The organism is Pseudomonas fragi, assembly GCF_002269505.1.
GTDB classification, from domain to species: Bacteria; Pseudomonadota; Gammaproteobacteria; order Pseudomonadales; family Pseudomonadaceae; genus Aquipseudomonas; species Aquipseudomonas fragi_D.
Map to the genome: position 1 here is coordinate 1 of NZ_NQKQ01000024.1, position 15,643 is coordinate 15,643.

Sequence of the window (15,643 nt, forward strand, 5' to 3'; positions counted from 1 at the left end):
GCGTCTCAAGCCTGTAAATGTGTAAACGATGTACCCGGTCAGATGTGTAAAGGATCTACCGGTCTCTACAGTGAGGGGCCTTTGGGTTTACTCCGGCAATTCATACACCACGATCTTCTGCGCATCCATCTGATACCCCGCATCCGCCAGCTCGCTGGTGCTTGGCTTGACCTGCAGTGCCCCGACGATCCAGTACGGCTGATACAGCTCGTCGAGCTTGACCCCCTCTTTACTGGTCACGTGCACGATCTGATTCGACGGCGGTGGCGGCACATGGATGCAGGCGCCGAAGTAGGGCACCAGCAAAAAGTCGGTGGTGCGGCCGTCTTCGCTGACTTCAAGGGGCACGATATACCCCGGCAGGCGAATCAACTGGCCATCTAGCGCGGGGACCACCGGCGCATTGGGCAAGTCCTGCCTGGCCGCCGGGGCGGCTTCCATGCTGCCCATCTGCGACAGGTCATGCAGCGGTGTCATGTCCGGTGCCTCAGGCGGTGCATCCGCAGGGATCATCTCCGACCAGGTCAGCTCTTTGGGTTCAGCCGCCCACAGTGGTGTCGTAACCAGCAGCAACAGTGCCAGCAGCACGCGGGACATTGCAGACCTTTTCATAAACGTAAGCTCATAAACGAATGGACAGACCATCGGCCAGCGATTGTCGGTAGGCGCGCCAGGCTGGCACGCAGCCCATCAGCAGGGCGGCTGCCAGAATACCGCCGAGCAGCGTCCATTCATATTCACTTGGCCATGCCAGTGGCAAATACAGCCCGTAATTGGATTGCACATAGCCTTGTGCAACGGCAATGCACACATACAGCAACCCTACGCCCGCGATGACACCCGCCAAGGCCAAGGCCAGCGCCTCGAAGACCAGCAGGGTGGCGATATGCCAGGGCCGGGCGCCCACGGAGCGCAAGATCGCCATCTCCCGGCGACGCTCATTGAGACTGGTCAAAATGGCAGTGAGCATGCCGATCAACCCGGTCAGCACCACAAACAGTGACACCACAAACAACGCTTTTTCGGCGGTGCTCATCAGGCTCCAGAGTTCCTGCAGGGCCACGCCCGGCAAAATTGCCATCATCGGCTCGCCGCGGAAATCATTGATCTCCCGTTGCAGGGCAAAGGTCGAAATCTTGCTGTTCAGGCCCAGCATAAAGGCAGTAATGGCCTGGGGCGTGAGGTCCATATTACGGGCCTGGTCGGCGCTGATGCGTCCGGCACCGTGGGCTGGCACACCGTTATGCCAGTCGATGTGGATCGCTTCCATGCCGCCCAGGCTGATATGCAGCGTGCGGTCTACCGGGGTGCCGGTGCGCGCGAGAATACCGACCACGGTAAACGGCTTGTCGTCGTGCTTGACCAGGCTGATCGCTGCCACGCCGTGAGCCAGCACCAGTTTGTCGCCCAGTTTGTAATGCAGGGCATCGGCGACTTCTGCGCCTAGCACCACCTCGAACGGATCGGTGGCAAAAGGGCGACCGCTGGCCAGCTTGAGGTTTTGCTTGTGGCCGTACTGGTAGTGCTCGAAATACGCCTCGCTGGTGCCCATCACCCGATACCCGCGGTGCGAGTCGCCCAGGGACATGGGGATGGCCCATTTCACCTTGGGGTTGTTGGCGAAGTGCTCAAAGCTGTCCCAACGAATATTGTTGGTGGCATTGCCGATGCGAAATACCGAATACAGCAGCAGATTGACCGAGCCCGAACGGGCGCCAACGATCAGGTCGGTGCCGCTGATGGTGCTGGCGAAGCTGGCGCGGGCTTCGGTGCGCACCCGCTCCACGGCCAGCAGCAGGCACACCGACAGGGCAATGGCGAAGGCGGTCAGCAGTGCGGTGAAGCGGCGGTTGGCCAGGCTGGCCAGCGCTAGACGAAACAGATACATCTCAGACCTCTACCGACAGGGCGGCGCGATTGAGTTCAGACAACGACAGGTTGCGGTCGAATAAGGGCGCCAGGCTTTGATCGTGGCTGACAAACAGCAAGCTGGCGCCGGCCTCGCGGCACTCGGCAAACAGCAGCTGGATAAAGGCCTCGCGGGCATCGGCATCGAGGGCCGAGGTGGGTTCGTCGGCGATTACCAGCTCAGGTTGGCCGATCAGGGCGCGAGCAGCCGCCACACGCTGCTGCTGGCCGATAGACAGTGAGTCGGCGCGACGCTCCAGCAGCCCCGGGTCTTTAAGACCCAGATGCGCGAGCAGGGTTTGTGCGGCGTTACCCACACTGCCATGCCGTTGCACGGCGCGGCTGGCACGCAGCCTGGAGAAGTGGCAAGGCAGTTCGACGTTCTCGCGTACCGACAGAAACGGCAGCAAATTGAACTGCTGAAAAATGTAGCCCGTGTGGTCAACCCGAAAGCGGTCGCGGGCGCCTGAACCCAGCTCACTCAGCTCCTGGCCCAGCAAGCGGATGGTGCCGCTGTTGGCTTTTTGCACGCCGCCCAGCAGGCCCAGCAAAGTAGTTTTGCCACTGCCACTGGGGCCTTTGAGAAACAGGGTTTCACCCGGCTCCAGGCGAAACGCCGGAATATCCAGCAGCACGGGATGGCCCGGCCAACTGAAGCTCAGGTCGTTCAGTTCGATAAGTGCTTGGGTCATGGGGGGTAGAAATCGCCTGGGAGTGGGGGAAGACTTTCTGTGGGAGCGGGCTTGCTCGCGATTCAGACGCTGCGGTCTGTCAGGCACACCGAGGTGATGTCATCGCGGGCAGCCCGCTCCCACAGGGGGAGGCAGGTGTTTAAAACTTCAGCGTCGGTGCCTTGGCTGTCACGTCTACTGCCTGCTGACCACTTGGGCCGATCAGTTGTACCTTGAATTTGTGTGTGCCGGGGAAAGTCTTGAAAAACTGGGTCAGGTCCAGTGCCTTCAAGGCTTGCGGGCTGCTGCAGGTAAACGCGTAGTGGGCTTCGATATCGCTATGGTGGTGCTCGCCCTTGGTAGCGCCCTCTTCAGGTGCCGGATCGAACAGCGGGCTTTTCAGTTCCTGCGCGTCGGCTGTGCAACCGGCGGCCTTGGGAATGCTGAACAGCACCAGCGGGTTTTCCAGTTGCTGACGGGCTGAATCGACTTTTGCCTTGTCGGCGTCAGTGGTGGCCACGTGTTCAAAACCCACCAGATTCATTGACGGACCATCGAGGTCAAGTTCCAGCGTCTGACCGTCCAGTGCGACGTTCAAGCTGCCAACGCCATGTTCGTGGGGTGGCAGGCTGTCGTGTTCATGATCGTGATCGTCGGCGGCGTGAGCCATCGCCAGCGGCAACAAGGCAAACGGCAAAGCAAGAAGCAAGCGGCGCATGGGAGAGCTCCAGCAGGAATGTGAAAATATTGTTATGTGATCTTATAACAACAGTTGCGAGAGTTTGCCCGTGTGCTTGGCGTTACGCAAGACGCATGGGAGCATGGCGAGATGAAATTTAAGGAGCACAACGATGGTGCGCATTCGCGGAACAATAGGCGACTGGCCGGTGGATTTGACGGTGGAGCTGGATGAGAGCGACTGGATAAAGTTGGGTGCGCAACTGCAGGTCAGTGAAGCGCCGATCAGCCAGCCGCCTGCCAAGCCCGCGAATCAGGATGATGCCGTGTGGGAAGCCACCAAGGACTTGCTACGCAAGGCCGGGCAGATGACCGGGCCTGAATTGCTCGGGCAGCTTGAGGCACTGACCGGTAGCACAGGCGCGGGCAAGCGCCTGTTGGTGCGCCTGCGTCATTGTGCCGAGGTCAAGGTGGTCAGCGGGGCTGATTCGCCGATTTACAGCTGGGTTGATGGGGTGTAACAAAAACCTTGTAGATACTCTGTTGCAGGTCAAGCCTTATTGTGGGAGCGAGCCTGCTCGCGAACGACCTTCGCGAGCAGGCTCGCTCCCACAGTTGCAGCTGCTACAGATATGTATCGGTGTTTAGTACAACGCAGCAAACAGCTTGCGGCGGTAGGTGGTGACCAGCGGGTGATCATTGCCCAGCAGGTCGAACACTTGCAGCAGGGTCTTGTGGGTGATGCCTTCGTTGTAGCTGCGGTTACGGGTGAACAGCTTCAGCAGCCCGTCCAGCGCTCCTTCATATTGCTGGCGCGCCAACTGTTGAATGGCTAGCTGATAGGCGGCTTCATCGTCCTGCGGATTTTGCGCCACGCGGGTTTTCAAGTCGGCTACATCCGGCAGGTCAGCTGCCTGACGCAAGAACGTCAGTTGCGCCTTGGCCCCTGCCAGTTCGGCTTTGTGCTCGTCGCTTTTGACCGCATCGAGTACCGCTTGCGCTTCAGCCAGCTCACCGCGTTCAGCCAGGCAGCGGCCATACAGGATCAGCGCTTTGGCGTTGCTGTTGTCTTCGGTCAGGATGTTCTTGAGCAGAGCTTCGGCATCGGCAAAGCGGCTCTCGGCAAACAGCGCCTGGGCTTGTACCAGTGGGTCTTCAACCGCTGCTTCGGGCATGACTACGTGAGGCGCAAGCATGGCGCGAATGGCCGACTCAGGCTGGGCTTCCTGGAAACCGTCGACAACTTTGCCGTCTTTGAACAGCACCACGGTCGGCAAGGTCTGGATGCCGATGCGGCCAACAATGTCCTGCTCAACGTCGCAGTTGACCTTGGCCAGCAGCAGTTCGCCCTGATAGTCCTCGGCAATTTGCTCCAGGATCGGCAGCATCACCTTGCACGGTGCGCACCACTCGGCCCAGAAATCCACCAGTACAGGTTGATCGAAAGACGCCTGGACAACCAGTTTGTCGAAGTCAGCGGAGGTTACGTCGAAGCTGAAAGAGGGCGTAGGCTGATTCATTATGTGTCTCGAAGCAGGTAAATGAGGGCAACTATAAAGGCTGTGCCGGACGGCTGAAAGCGGTTGGCTCGCGCCGCGCGTGATACAGGCTGACGTTGCGAAATTCGTGGGGCTCGGCCAGGTCGGGCAGGGTCAGGGCCTTGAGCATGGCCAGTTGCCGATACTGCGGGTGTTTGAAGTCGCGCACGCGTGAGTCAGCCACCAGTGTCTGCTGGCCGCGGGTTGGAAACACATCAAGCAGCGGCAGGTTTTCGCGGTCGTACAGCACATCGGCCACCAGGATCAGATCAAACCGGTCGGCTTCGCTAAAGAAATCGCTGGAGTAGCCCAACTGCACATCGTTTAGCTGCGCATTGGCCCGGCAGGCTGCCAGGGCCAGCGGGTCAAGGTCGCAAGCCACGACTTCCAGTGCCCCGGCTTTGGCGGCGGCAATCGCGGCAACGCCGGAGCCTGCACCAAAGTCCAGCACGCGCTTGCCCTTGACCCAGTGCGGCTGCTCGGCCAGAAAGCGCGCCAACGCCAGCCCGCTGGCCCAGCAAAACGCCCAGTAGGGCGGCTCGTAGAGAATGCGCCGGGTTTCGTCGGGGGTGAAGGCACGATCCATGTTGTGGGCATCGATCAACCAGAGCTTGAGCGCGGTACCGGGCAAATCGGTCGCCATCAGCCGCGCATCACCCAATAACTCGCTCAACGACTGCTGCAGGCCGAACGGTGTGTTCATGGTGCTTTGACGAAGGCCAGTGTACCCAGCGCCTGTGTGGTGGGCTGGTTGATGATCCGCGAAGGCAGATGCAGGATCAATTGTCCGGACTGGCTGGCACGGCCGCGCAGCTCGACGCGCATGCCGGTCGGGAAGGCTTGCGGGTTGAAGCGCAGCTTGAAAGGCAGCGACTGGTTGTTGCCGAGTATCTTGCTGCTGGCCATCAGCCCTTGGGGGCGCCCGCGATCGTCGACGATCAGCATGGCCAGCTCGACCTCGGCGCCTGCCGGTACGCCAGACAATACGCCGCTCAACTCGCGCTGATGAGACGGCAGCGGGCCCAGGTCGGCCGGGGCGTCGGTTTTTGGCTGCGTCAGCACTTGAGGCTGTGCCGATTTTGGCGGTTCACTGCTACAAGCCACCAGCAAACTGGCAAGGCACAGCAAAACAAGCGTTCGTAGCGGCATACACGGCTCCAGCGGCAGGTCAGTCGGTGTATCAGTTTGTGTAAAACATAGTAGCCCGTCTGTATACCGTAAAGCCTATGGCTTGTCTTGCCAGTGGGATGCGCTAACATGGCGCTCCCCATTTTTGTTGGCTGCCACCATGCACTGTCCCTTCTGCGGTGCCAACGACACTAAAGTCATCGACTCGCGTCTGGTCGCCGAGGGCGATCAGGTGCGTCGCCGGCGCGAATGCCTGGCCTGTGGTGAGCGTTTCACCACCTTTGAAACAGCCGAGTTGGTACTACCCCGCCTGATCAAGCAAGACGGCAGTCGTCAGCCCTTTGACGAAGAAAAACTGCGCGCCGGCATGCAGCGTGCGCTGGAAAAGCGCCCGGTGAGTGTCGAGCGCCTTGAAGCCGCGCTGGCCCGGATCAAGCACAAGCTGCGCGCCACTGGCGAACGCGAAGTCAAATCGCTGGTGGTTGGTGAACTGGTCATGGGCGAGCTGCAAAAGCTCGACGAAGTGGCCTATATCCGCTTTGCCTCGGTCTATCGACGCTTCCAGGACCTGAACGAGTTCCGCGAAGAGATCGACCGACTTGCCCGTGAGCCTTCCAAAGAATGACCCAGTCCACTGAGCAATCGATTCTAGATATCCATTACATGGCGCGCGCCATCGAGCTGGCGCGCAACGGCTTGTACACCACCCACCCCAACCCGCGGGTCGGTTGCGTGATTGTGCGTGACGGCCAGATCGTCGGCGAAGGCTGGCATGTGCGCACTGGCGAGCCCCATGCCGAAGTCCACGCCCTGCGGGCGGCGGGCGAGCTGGCGCGCGGCGCCACGGCCTACGTCACCCTTGAGCCGTGCAGCCATCACGGGCATACCCCGCCGTGCGCCGAAGGGCTGATCACTGCGGGTGTGGCGCGGGTGGTTGCGGCCATGCAGGACCCCAACCCGGAAGTCGCCGGGCGCGGCCTCAAACGTCTGGCCGATGCCGGTATTGAAGTACGCAGCGGTGTGCTCGAGGCGGATGCCCGGGCGTTGAACCCGGGCTTTCTCAAGCGCATGGAGCACGGTCTGCCGTTTGTGCGGGTCAAAATGGCCATGAGCCTTGATGGCCGCACCGCGATGGCCAACGGCGAAAGCCAGTGGATCACCGGGCCTGAAGCGCGCTCTGCAGTGCAGCGCTTGCGGGCACAAGCCAGCGTCGTACTGACGGGGGCGGATACAGTGCTGGCCGATGGCGCCCGCCTGACCGTACGCGGCCCCGAGCTAGGGCTGAGCCCCGAGCTGACCGCGCTGGCGCTCAGCCGCCCGCCATTGCGGGTGCTGATCGACGGGCGCCTGCGGGTGCCGCTGGATGCACCGTTTTTCAAGGCCGGGCCAGCGCTGGTTGCCACCTGTGTGCCGCCTGCCGAGCAATACCGTACCGGGCCTGAGTGCCTGGTGATCCACGGCGCCAACGGCCAGGTCGACCTGCGCAAGCTGCTGCAGGCGCTGGCCGCCCGTGGCGTCAACGAAGTACTGGTAGAAGCCGGGCCGCGTCTGGCGGGGGCTTTTGCCGAGCAGGGCCTGGTCGACGAATACCAGATTTTTGTCGCCGCCAAGTTTTTGGGCTCTACGGCGCGGCCCCTGCTGGAGCTGCCGTTGACCCACATGAGCGAGGCACCTTTGCTCAAGATCACGGAAATGCGCGCGGTGGGCGATGACTGGCGAGTCACAGCCATACCTGTGCCATCAGCGAGCGTATAATTCTCAGCCTTCGTTTCAAACAGGCTTTGTTCTCAAGGGGAACGACATGTTTACCGGCATCATTGAATCCATCGGCAGCATCCGTGCATTGACCCCCAAGGGCGGTGATGTGCGCGTTTCCATCGACACCGGCAAGCTCGATCTGAGCGACGTCAAACTCGGCGACAGCATCGCGATCAATGGCGTGTGCCTGACCGCCGTAGAACTGCCGGGCAACGGCTTTGCCGCTGACGTCAGCCGCGAGACCCTCGATTGCACCGCGTTCAACGACCTCAAGAGCGGCAGCCGGGTCAACCTGGAAAAGGCCCTGACCCCGACCACGCGCCTGGGTGGTCATCTGGTCAGCGGTCACGTTGATGGCGTGGGTGAAGTGATCTCCCGCGAAGAGAACGCCCGTGCCATCGAGTTCCGCATCCGTGCCCCCAAAGAGCTGGCCAAGTACATCGCCCATAAAGGCTCGATCACCGTCGATGGCACCAGCCTGACCGTGAACGCGGTCAATGGCGCCGAGTTCTCGCTGACCATCATTCCGCACACCCTGAGCGAAACCATCATGGGCGACTATCGTCCGGGTCGCCGGGTCAACCTTGAAGTCGATTTGCTGGCGCGTTACCTGGAACGTCTGCTGCTGGGCGACAAAGCCGCCGAGCCGACCTCGGGTGGCATCAGCGAAAGTTTTCTGGCCGCCAACGGCTTTCTCAAATCCTGACGTAAGGGGGTGCCGCGTGGCGCTCAACAGCATCGAAGAACTGGTTGAAGACATCCGCCAAGGCAAGATGGTCATCCTTATGGATGACGAAGACCGCGAGAACGAAGGCGACCTGATCATGGCCGCCGAGTGCTGCAAGGCCGAGCACATCAACTTTATGGCGCGTTTTGCCCGTGGCCTGATCTGCATGCCGATGAGCCGCGAGCGCTGTGAACTGCTCAAGCTGCCCTTGATGGCGCCGCGCAATGGCTCCGGCTTTGGCACCAAGTTCACCGTTTCAATCGAAGCGGCCACCGGCGTCACCACCGGCATCTCTGCGGCCGACCGTGCCCGCACCGTGCAAGCGGCCGCTGCCAGGGATGCCAAGGCCGAAGACATCGTCAGCCCGGGCCATATCTTCCCGTTGATGGCACAGGCGGGCGGCACCCTGGCCCGCGCCGGCCACACTGAAGCTGCCTGCGACCTGGCGCGCATGGCCGGGTTCGAGCCAAGCGGCGTGATCTGCGAAGTGATGAACGATGACGGCACCATGGCCCGTCGCCCTGAACTGGAAACCTTCGCCGCCGAGCACGGCATCAAGATCGGCACCATCGCCGACCTGATCCACTACCGGATGATCCACGAACGTACCGTTCAGCGGATTGCCGAGCAGCCACTGGACAGCGAACTGGGCCAATTCAATTTGGTGACCTATCGTGATTCAGTCGAAGGCGATGTGCATATGGCACTGACCCTGGGCAAAATCTGCGCCGAAGAACCGACCCTGGTGCGAGTGCACAACATGGACCCGCTGCGCGATCTGCTGATGGTCAAGCAGCCCGGCCGCTGGAGCCTGCGCGCCGCCATGAGCGCGGTGGCAGAGGCGGGCAGCGGTGTGGTACTGCTGTTGGGCCATCCGCTGGACGGCGATGTGTTGCTGGCCAATATCCGCGAAACTGCGGATCACGCGCCGGTGAAAAAACCGACCACCTACAGCATCGTCGGTGCCGGTTCGCAGATCCTGCGTGACCTGGGCGTGCGTAAAATGCGCCTGATGAGTTCACCAATGAAGTTCAATGCCATATCCGGTTTCGATCTGGAAGTTGTAGAATACGTGCCCTCCGAATAAAGACCGGTCGTGTCCAGTCCGAATTCGTGGCCCAATATCCTAAAGAGTGCATGCAAATGCGCTCTGGCTCTTTAATACGAGACATACCGAATGACCCTGAAGACCATCGAAGGTACCTTCATCGCCCCCAAAGGTCGCTACGCACTCGTAGTTGGCCGTTTCAACAGCTTTGTCGTCGAAAGCCTGGTGAGTGGTGCCGTTGATGCCCTGGTTCGCCACGGTGTGAACGAAAGCGACATCACCATCATCCGTGCCCCTGGCGCGTTCGAAATCCCGCTGGTTGCGCAAAAAGTTGCCCAGCGCAACGAATTCGCCGCCATCATCGCCCTGGGCGCTGTGATTCGTGGCGGTACTCCGCACTTCGAATACGTTGCCGGCGAGTGCACCAAGGGCCTGGCCCAGGTGTCCATGCAGTTCGGCGTACCGGTTGCCTTCGGTGTACTGACTGTTGATTCGATCGAGCAAGCCATCGAGCGTTCCGGCACCAAAGCCGGCAATAAAGGCGCTGAAGCTGCCCTGTCCGCCCTTGAAATGGTCAGCCTGTTGGCACAGTTGGAGGCCAAGTGATTTCCGACGAAAGCGATCGTTTCAACCCGCGCGATCCAAAACCTGCGGACGCTGGCAAGCCATCCAAGAGCGCCAAGCGCCGTGAAGCGCGTCAACTGGCGACTCAGGCCCTGTACCAATGGCACATGGCCAAGCAATCGCTGAACGAAATCGAAGCGCAGTTCCGCGTCGATAACGACTTCACCGACGTTGACGCTGCCTACTTCCGTGAAATCCTGCACGGCGTACCTGCGCACAAAGGCGAGATCGATGCTGCCCTGGTTCCGTGCCTGGACATCACCATCGAAGAACTCGACCCGGTTGAGCTGTCTGTTCTGCGCCTGTCCACCTGGGAGCTGATCAAGCGTGTCGACGTGCCTTACCGCGTGGTGATCAACGAAGGTATCGAGTTGGCCAAGGTTTTCGGTTCCACCGACGGCCACAAGTTCGTCAACGGTGTGCTCGATAAACTGGCTCCGCGTCTGCGCGAAGCTGAAGTGAAGGCTTACAAGCGCTAAACCGCGCTGTCGGCCATGGGCGAGTTTGAGCTGATCCGCAACTTCTTCGCTGCCGCGCCCTGTGCGCAGGCCGGCGAGGGTGTTGCCCTGGGTATTGGCGACGACTGCGCTCTGCTGGATGTTCCCTTCGGGGAACAGCTGGCGATTTCCACCGACACCCTGGTAGCCGGGGTGCATTTCGCAGATCCTTGCGACCCTTTCCTGCTCGGTCAGCGTTCGCTGGCGGTGGCGGCCAGCGATCTGGCGGCCATGGGCGCAACACCTCTCGCATTTACCCTTGCCTTGACCCTGCCGACATTCGATGCCGACTGGCTGCAAGCCTATGCCCGTGGTTTGAACCTGATGGCCCAGAGCTGTGGTCTGCGCCTGATTGGTGGTGACACCACGCGCGGGCCATTGTGCTTGACCCTGACTGTATTTGGGCGAGTGCCCACGGGCCGTGCCCTGACCCGCAGCGGAGCGCGCCCCGGCGACCTGCTGTGTGTGGGCGGCGAGCTGGGCAATGCGGCCGGGGCGTTACCGCTGGTATTGGGCCAACGCAGTGCGCAACCCATGATCAGCGAACCGTTGCTGGCCCATTACTGGTCGCCGCAACCGCAGTTGGCACTGGGTCAGGCCTTGCGTGGCAAGGCCACCTCGGCATTGGATATCTCCGATGGCTTGCTGGCTGATTGCGGGCATATCGCGGTGGCGTCGCAGGCCGGGCTGGTGATTGAGCTGGACCGTGTGCCAGTGTCGCTGGCGCTGGAGGAGTTCCTCGGTGATGCGGGTGCACAACAGGCTGCGTTGAGCGGCGGTGATGACTATGTTTTGGCGTTCACGTTGCCTGCACTTGAGCTGCCGACATTGCTGGCTGATGGCTGGCCGATCCATGTGATTGGTCGCGTGGTTGAGGGGCAGGGCGTAACGTTGCTGGATGACGAAGGCCGGGACATTACCCCGGCAATTCGCGGTTATCAGCATTTCGCCGGGTCTTTGTAGTCGCTGCCGAAGGCTGCGATCGAGCCCGGAGGGGACGTGCTTTTTGTCTCGAGAGGAGGTCCTGCGGCCCTCATCGCAGCCTTCGGCAGCGACTACACAGAGCGGCACCATGGCAGTAAGTATCAAACTTTTAGATATTTATCCTCGGTAATTCAGCCTAAGCGTCTGTAGGAACCTCCTGTTACAATGTCGCCTCTGCGAATTTCCAGTACTCAAACTGATCAGGAGCACACGGTGCCCGTCGTTTTCGTTGCCGCTTGCAAATTACCCACCCCCTTTGCCGAATTCACCATGCATGGCTTCCTTGAGAAGGCCACGGGTCGTGAACACGTTTTGCTCAGTTTGGGCGATGTGGCGGATGGCGCGCCAGTTCTGGGCCGGGTGCACTCCGAATGCCTGACCGGCGATGCCCTGTTCAGCCAGCGTTGCGATTGCGGCTCACAGCTTGAAGCCGCCTTGCAGGCCATTGCCCGTGAAGGCCGTGGCGTCTTGTTGTATTTGCGTCAGGAAGGCCGTGGCATTGGTTTGCTGAACAAAATCCGCGCTTACGAGCTGCAGGATGGCGGCGCCGATACCGTCGAAGCCAACGAGCGTCTGGGCTTTGCCGCAGACCAGCGCGATTACGCCATTTGCCTGCCGATGCTTGAGCATGTGGGTGTGCATTCGCTGCGCCTGATGACCAACAACCCGCGCAAGGTCAAAGCCTTGACCGACATGGGCATCACCGTCGCCGAGCGTGTGCCGCTGCACACCGGGCACAACCCGCACAACAAACTGTACCTGGCGACCAAAGCCAACAAGCTCGGGCACATGATGGGCAACCAGCACCAAAACGAGGCTGACCCGGCGTGACCCGCGGCCAGCGCCGCCGGCGCCTGAGTTTCAGCTGGTGGCAGCAGTTGCTGCTGACCTTGCTGCCGCTGGTGCTGGTCATATGGCTTTTCGGCAAGTCCGAGCCGTTGCTGCCTGAACTGGCGATGCCGTTGTTTATCGCGGGGGTGGCCTCGATGTTCGTCACCCTGCGTACGTTCGGGCCTTACAAACATGGCCTGATCAACCTGCAAAAGGCCCTGGACACCGCGCAAGAACCAGCGGCCTGGGATGCGCTAGCACGAGCGCGTCAACGGGCTTTACTGGCCGCGGGCCTGCCCACCTGGATCGCTACTCTGGCGGTGTTTGTCGGGCTTGAAGGCGTGCCGCTATTACTGCTGGTGCTGTCAACGCTGGTGCTGTTCTACCTCTACCGTATCCCCCGCCAGGTCGGCTGATGCGCTTCTGGCTGGCGGCTCTGCTGCTGAGCGTCAGCCTTCCAGGCCTGGCCGCCAGCCGGGTGGTGAGCCTTTCTCCATCCCTGTCTGAAATGGTTGTTGAACTGGGTGCCGCCGATTTGCTGGTGGGACGTCTGGATGCTGGCGAACCCTTGCCTGAACTTGCCGGCGTGCCTTCAGTGGGCCGTTACGGGCAACTGGACATGGAGCGCCTGCTCAGCCTGCAACCCGACCTGCTGTTGCTTTGGCCCGCCAGTGTGGGCGTTGCTCAGCGTGAACAACTGCGCCGTTTGAATATCCCCACCTACACAGCCGAACCGGCAAGCCTCGATCAGCTGGCCGATCAGGTTGAAGCCCTGGCCGTCGCCCTGGAGCGCCCGCAGCGCGGAAAGGAGCTGGCAACGCAACTGCGCCAGCGTCTGTCGCAACTGCGCGAACGGTACCGGCGTGACGTGCCTGTACGGGTGTTTTATCAGGTGTGGGATCAGCCGCTGTACACCATCGGCGGCGGGCAAATCATCAGTGATGCACTGGCAGTGTGCGGGGCAAGCAATGTGTTTGACGACCTCAAGCTGCCGGCGCCGCAAGTCAGCATCGAGTCCGTGTTGCAGCGCAACCCCGAAGTCATCATTGCCAGTACCCAGGCGCAGCTGGATGCCTGGAAAGCCTGGCCACAGGTGGATGCGGTCAAGCACGGACGTTTGCTGCTGTTGGCCGACAAGGGCCTGGAGCGCCCTAGCGGACAGATGCTGGAAGCGACCGCCAGATTGTGTGAGCAGTTGATCAAGGCGCTGTAGTCGCTGCCGCAGGCTGCGAGCTGTTAACCCTAGGGCTCGCAGCCTGCGGCAGCGACTACAGGTGTTATAACTCGGGGGTCCAGGTGACAGCCAGTTGTAGCGAGCGTCGCTCTTCGCGGTAGCCATAGTAGTTGCCGTCATAGCTGTACAGCGCGCGGGTGAAACTTTTGTCCAGCAGGTTGTCGACCTTCACATCCAGGCGCACTTCGGGGCTGGCCTGCCAGTTGCCACGCAGCCCCAGCAGGCCGTAACCGCCTATGGGTTGTTTGTTGTCTTCATCATTGAAACTGCTGCTCACCGCTTGCCAACTGGCGCCGATACCCAGCCGGTCGAATTGCCGATCCAGATCCAGGCTCAAGGTACGGCGTGTGCGACGGCTCAGGGTATGGCCGGTATCACGATCGCGCGGGTCGATAATCGCGATACCCAGGCTGCTCTGCCAGCCGAACCATTCTTGCTGCAACGCGCTTTCGAAACCGGTGATCCGCGCTGCGCCGATGTTCTGCTGGATAAAGTCGGCATCGGCCACAATTGCGTCGCGAATATCGGTGCGGTACAGCGAAGTTTCGAGGCGACTGGTTTCACTTAGCTGACTGCGCCATTGCAGCTCGTAGCTTTTTGAATATTCCGGTTTGAGATCGGGGTTGCCGAACTGCGGGTAGTACAAGTCATTGAACGTCGGTGCGCGAAACCCTTCACTGTAAGACAGCAAAACGTCGTTGTCGGCGTTCAGCGGCACAGTCAGGCTGGTGCTCCAGGTGTTGTGGCTGCCGAATTGCTGATTCTGATCGTGACGCAGGCCCAGCTCGGTCGAGAAGTACTCTCCGTGGAATCGGTGCTGGATAAACGCGGCGCGATTCCAGCGGCTGTCTTCCTCGAAAACGGTGCTGCTGCGTACACGGTCTTCATAGGTATCAGCGCCGAGGATCAGGCTGTTTTGATCGTCCAGTGTCAGGTTGTTTTGCCAGTTCAGCGAGTCGCGATAGGTGTTGAAGCTGTAGATGTCAGTGCTGAGCTTGTCGCGGGTTTTTTCACGGTTCTCACTGTGGCCAAACTCCAGCCGCGAGTTCCAGTGCTCGTTCAGCTGTGCGTCGATAAAGCTGGCGACGCTGCTGATATCGAAATCGCTGTAAAGCTGCTGGCCACTGACGGTAAAGGTGTCCGGGTCCCAGCGTCCGAACGAATTGTCGAGTTCGGTTTTGCCGATGTTTTTCATCGCCGTCAGGCCAACTTCGAACGCCTCGTTCAGAGAGTGGCTCAGGTTCAGGCTCAGTGACTTGTTGCGATAGGCATCGTGGTCATTGTCACTGGGGAAGGACTCGTGGGTACGGTTGATCCCGGCAGTTTCCTCAAGGCTGCCACTGAGGTTGTAGCGTGTTTGACCGTCAGCACCGGAAATGCCCAGGCTGTTTTGCGAGCTGCCATAACTGCCCACTGAACTATGCAGACGAAGCTGCGGAGCCTGATCGGCTCCGCGCCGGGTGAAAATCTGTATTACGCCACCAATCGCATCGCTGCCGTAGATCACCGAGCGCGAGCCGCGCAGTACTTCTACGCGTTCGATCTGATCGATATTAAGGTACTGCAGGTTGCTGTCGGCAGAGGTGGCATTGGCCATACGCTGGCCGTCGACCAGTACCAGACTTTGCGCCGATTTGGTGCCGCGGATATAGATCCCCGGCAGGCCACCGCGCCCGCCACTACGGGCCACTTGCACACCCGGTACCCGGCTTAGAAGGTCGCTGAGGCTGGTGGGTTGCAGGCGGTCAATATCGTCACGGGTGAACACGCTGTTGGCGCTTGTGCTGTCCGAGCGTGCCTCGACCTGGCGATTGCCGGTGATCAGGGTTTGCGGGAGTTTGAGCGCGTTTTCGCGCTGCGGCGAGTCGGCGAGTACAGGGCTGGCGGGGATCAGGCCGAGGACAACGGCCAGTTGCAGATACTTCATGAGATCTCAAGTTGAACCTGTAGTCGCTGCCGAAGGCTGCGAAGGGTTGCGTGGCAACCCGTTATCCAAAGGTCGCCCCGATCCCCTTCG

At 60.7% G+C, this 15,643-nt stretch carries 19 protein-coding genes; 11 read left to right on the forward strand and 8 right to left on the reverse strand.

What is annotated here, in order from left to right:
* Positions 1 to 87 precede the first annotated feature (87 nt).
* From CJU81_RS18310 to CJU81_RS18325, 4 genes are all read right to left on the reverse strand, one after another.
* Complete coding sequence (locus tag CJU81_RS18310) at positions 88 to 597, reverse strand: DUF3299 domain-containing protein (RefSeq protein ID WP_441007423.1); 510 nt, start codon at positions 595 to 597, stop codon at positions 88 to 90.
* A gap of 25 nt (positions 598 to 622) precedes the next feature.
* Positions 623 to 1,888, reverse strand: a complete 1,266-nt coding sequence (locus CJU81_RS18315) for an ABC transporter permease (protein ID WP_094999474.1) — start codon at positions 1,886 to 1,888, stop codon at positions 623 to 625.
* A gap of 1 nt (position 1,889) precedes the next feature.
* A complete protein-coding gene (locus CJU81_RS18320) occupies positions 1,890 to 2,600 on the reverse strand; it encodes an ABC transporter ATP-binding protein (protein ID WP_095037759.1) in 711 nt (236 codons plus the stop codon).
* 139 nt (positions 2,601 to 2,739) lie between these two features.
* Complete coding sequence (locus CJU81_RS18325; RefSeq protein ID WP_095037760.1) at positions 2,740 to 3,297, reverse strand: DUF2796 domain-containing protein; 558 nt, start codon at positions 3,295 to 3,297, stop codon at positions 2,740 to 2,742.
* A gap of 133 nt (positions 3,298 to 3,430) precedes the next feature.
* On the opposite strand from CJU81_RS18325, the gene CJU81_RS18330 reads away from it, so the two are divergent.
* On the forward strand, positions 3,431 to 3,778 hold the full coding sequence (locus CJU81_RS18330) for a hypothetical protein (protein WP_095037761.1): 348 nt from the start codon (positions 3,431 to 3,433) through the stop codon (positions 3,776 to 3,778).
* Between the two features lie 123 nt (positions 3,779 to 3,901).
* On the opposite strand, the gene trxA is transcribed toward CJU81_RS18330, so the two are convergent.
* Genes trxA through CJU81_RS18345 form a run of 3 tightly spaced genes read right to left on the reverse strand, consistent with a single transcriptional unit; the run spans position 3,902 to position 5,944 of the window.
* The gene (gene trxA / locus CJU81_RS18335; protein ID WP_095037762.1) at positions 3,902 to 4,777 is read right to left on the reverse strand and encodes a thioredoxin; all 876 of its coding nucleotides are present in this window, start codon (positions 4,775 to 4,777) and stop codon (positions 3,902 to 3,904) included.
* 31 nt (positions 4,778 to 4,808) lie between these two features.
* A complete protein-coding gene (locus CJU81_RS18340; RefSeq protein WP_095037763.1) occupies positions 4,809 to 5,498 on the reverse strand; it encodes a class I SAM-dependent methyltransferase in 690 nt (229 codons plus the stop codon).
* The gene (locus CJU81_RS18345; RefSeq protein WP_095037764.1) at positions 5,495 to 5,944 is read right to left on the reverse strand and encodes a hypothetical protein; all 450 of its coding nucleotides are present in this window, start codon (positions 5,942 to 5,944) and stop codon (positions 5,495 to 5,497) included. The genes CJU81_RS18340 and CJU81_RS18345 overlap by 4 nt, the downstream gene beginning before the upstream one ends.
* 139 nt (positions 5,945 to 6,083) lie before the next feature.
* Between CJU81_RS18345 and nrdR the strand changes: the two genes are divergently transcribed.
* From nrdR to CJU81_RS18395, 10 genes are all read left to right on the forward strand, one after another.
* Positions 6,084 to 6,548, forward strand: coding sequence for a transcriptional regulator NrdR (gene nrdR, locus CJU81_RS18350; RefSeq protein ID WP_029611200.1), 465 nt, complete (start codon positions 6,084 to 6,086; stop codon positions 6,546 to 6,548).
* Positions 6,545 to 7,678, forward strand: coding sequence for a bifunctional diaminohydroxyphosphoribosylaminopyrimidine deaminase/5-amino-6-(5-phosphoribosylamino)uracil reductase RibD (gene ribD, locus CJU81_RS18355; protein ID WP_176464873.1), 1,134 nt, complete (start codon positions 6,545 to 6,547; stop codon positions 7,676 to 7,678). The genes nrdR and ribD overlap by 4 nt, the downstream gene beginning before the upstream one ends.
* Positions 7,679 to 7,724: 46 nt before the next feature.
* Positions 7,725 to 8,387, forward strand: coding sequence for a riboflavin synthase (locus CJU81_RS18360; protein WP_016779226.1), 663 nt, complete (start codon positions 7,725 to 7,727; stop codon positions 8,385 to 8,387).
* A gap of 16 nt (positions 8,388 to 8,403) precedes the next feature.
* Positions 8,404 to 9,495: a bifunctional 3,4-dihydroxy-2-butanone-4-phosphate synthase/GTP cyclohydrolase II gene (gene ribBA / locus CJU81_RS18365; RefSeq protein ID WP_095037765.1), complete on the forward strand. Its 1,092-nt coding sequence runs from the start codon at positions 8,404 to 8,406 to the stop codon at positions 9,493 to 9,495.
* Between the two features lie 90 nt (positions 9,496 to 9,585).
* Complete coding sequence (gene ribH / locus CJU81_RS18370; RefSeq protein ID WP_048362336.1) at positions 9,586 to 10,062, forward strand: 6,7-dimethyl-8-ribityllumazine synthase; 477 nt, start codon at positions 9,586 to 9,588, stop codon at positions 10,060 to 10,062.
* On the forward strand, positions 10,059 to 10,559 hold the full coding sequence (nusB, locus tag CJU81_RS18375) for a transcription antitermination factor NusB (protein WP_016779229.1): 501 nt from the start codon (positions 10,059 to 10,061) through the stop codon (positions 10,557 to 10,559). Before ribH ends, nusB begins: the two co-directional genes overlap by 4 nt.
* Positions 10,560 to 10,574: 15 nt before the next feature.
* Positions 10,575 to 11,540, forward strand: a complete 966-nt coding sequence (thiL, locus tag CJU81_RS18380) for a thiamine-phosphate kinase (RefSeq protein WP_095037766.1) — start codon at positions 10,575 to 10,577, stop codon at positions 11,538 to 11,540.
* 234 nt (positions 11,541 to 11,774) lie between these two features.
* Positions 11,775 to 12,392, forward strand: a complete 618-nt coding sequence (gene ribA / locus CJU81_RS18385; RefSeq protein ID WP_176464874.1) for a GTP cyclohydrolase II — start codon at positions 11,775 to 11,777, stop codon at positions 12,390 to 12,392.
* Positions 12,389 to 12,808, forward strand: a complete 420-nt coding sequence (locus CJU81_RS18390) for an MFS transporter (RefSeq protein WP_095037768.1) — start codon at positions 12,389 to 12,391, stop codon at positions 12,806 to 12,808. The genes ribA and CJU81_RS18390 overlap by 4 nt, the downstream gene beginning before the upstream one ends.
* Positions 12,808 to 13,605 (forward strand): cobalamin-binding protein, encoded by a 798-nt coding sequence (locus tag CJU81_RS18395; protein WP_095037769.1) that lies wholly within the window; start codon positions 12,808 to 12,810, stop codon positions 13,603 to 13,605. Before CJU81_RS18390 ends, CJU81_RS18395 begins: the two co-directional genes overlap by 1 nt.
* Before the next feature lie 64 nt (positions 13,606 to 13,669).
* Here CJU81_RS18395 and CJU81_RS18400 read toward each other — a convergent pair whose 3' ends face one another.
* Positions 13,670 to 15,553, reverse strand: a complete 1,884-nt coding sequence (locus tag CJU81_RS18400; protein ID WP_095037770.1) for a TonB-dependent receptor domain-containing protein — start codon at positions 15,551 to 15,553, stop codon at positions 13,670 to 13,672.
* Positions 15,554 to 15,643 lie beyond the last annotated feature (90 nt).

Coding starts and splice junctions, on each gene's coding strand:
- CJU81_RS18310 (WP_441007423.1), bottom strand. CDS start 597: ATGTCCCGCGTGCTGCTGGCACTGTTGCTGCTGGTTACGACACCACTG.
- CJU81_RS18315 (WP_094999474.1), bottom strand. CDS start 1,888: ATGTATCTGTTTCGTCTAGCGCTGGCCAGCCTGGCCAACCGCCGCTTC.
- CJU81_RS18320 (WP_095037759.1), bottom strand. CDS start 2,600: ATGACCCAAGCACTTATCGAACTGAACGACCTGAGCTTCAGTTGGCCG.
- CJU81_RS18325 (WP_095037760.1), bottom strand. CDS start 3,297: ATGCGCCGCTTGCTTCTTGCTTTGCCGTTTGCCTTGTTGCCGCTGGCG.
- CJU81_RS18330 (WP_095037761.1), top strand. CDS start 3,431: ATGGTGCGCATTCGCGGAACAATAGGCGACTGGCCGGTGGATTTGACG.
- trxA (WP_095037762.1), bottom strand. CDS start 4,777: ATGAATCAGCCTACGCCCTCTTTCAGCTTCGACGTAACCTCCGCTGAC.
- CJU81_RS18340 (WP_095037763.1), bottom strand. CDS start 5,498: ATGAACACACCGTTCGGCCTGCAGCAGTCGTTGAGCGAGTTATTGGGT.
- CJU81_RS18345 (WP_095037764.1), bottom strand. CDS start 5,944: ATGCCGCTACGAACGCTTGTTTTGCTGTGCCTTGCCAGTTTGCTGGTG.
- nrdR (WP_029611200.1), top strand. CDS start 6,084: ATGCACTGTCCCTTCTGCGGTGCCAACGACACTAAAGTCATCGACTCG.
- ribD (WP_176464873.1), top strand. CDS start 6,545: ATGACCCAGTCCACTGAGCAATCGATTCTAGATATCCATTACATGGCG.
- CJU81_RS18360 (WP_016779226.1), top strand. CDS start 7,725: ATGTTTACCGGCATCATTGAATCCATCGGCAGCATCCGTGCATTGACC.
- ribH (WP_048362336.1), top strand. CDS start 9,586: ATGACCCTGAAGACCATCGAAGGTACCTTCATCGCCCCCAAAGGTCGC.
- thiL (WP_095037766.1), top strand. CDS start 10,575: ATGGGCGAGTTTGAGCTGATCCGCAACTTCTTCGCTGCCGCGCCCTGT.
- CJU81_RS18395 (WP_095037769.1), top strand. CDS start 12,808: ATGCGCTTCTGGCTGGCGGCTCTGCTGCTGAGCGTCAGCCTTCCAGGC.
- CJU81_RS18400 (WP_095037770.1), bottom strand. CDS start 15,553: ATGAAGTATCTGCAACTGGCCGTTGTCCTCGGCCTGATCCCCGCCAGC.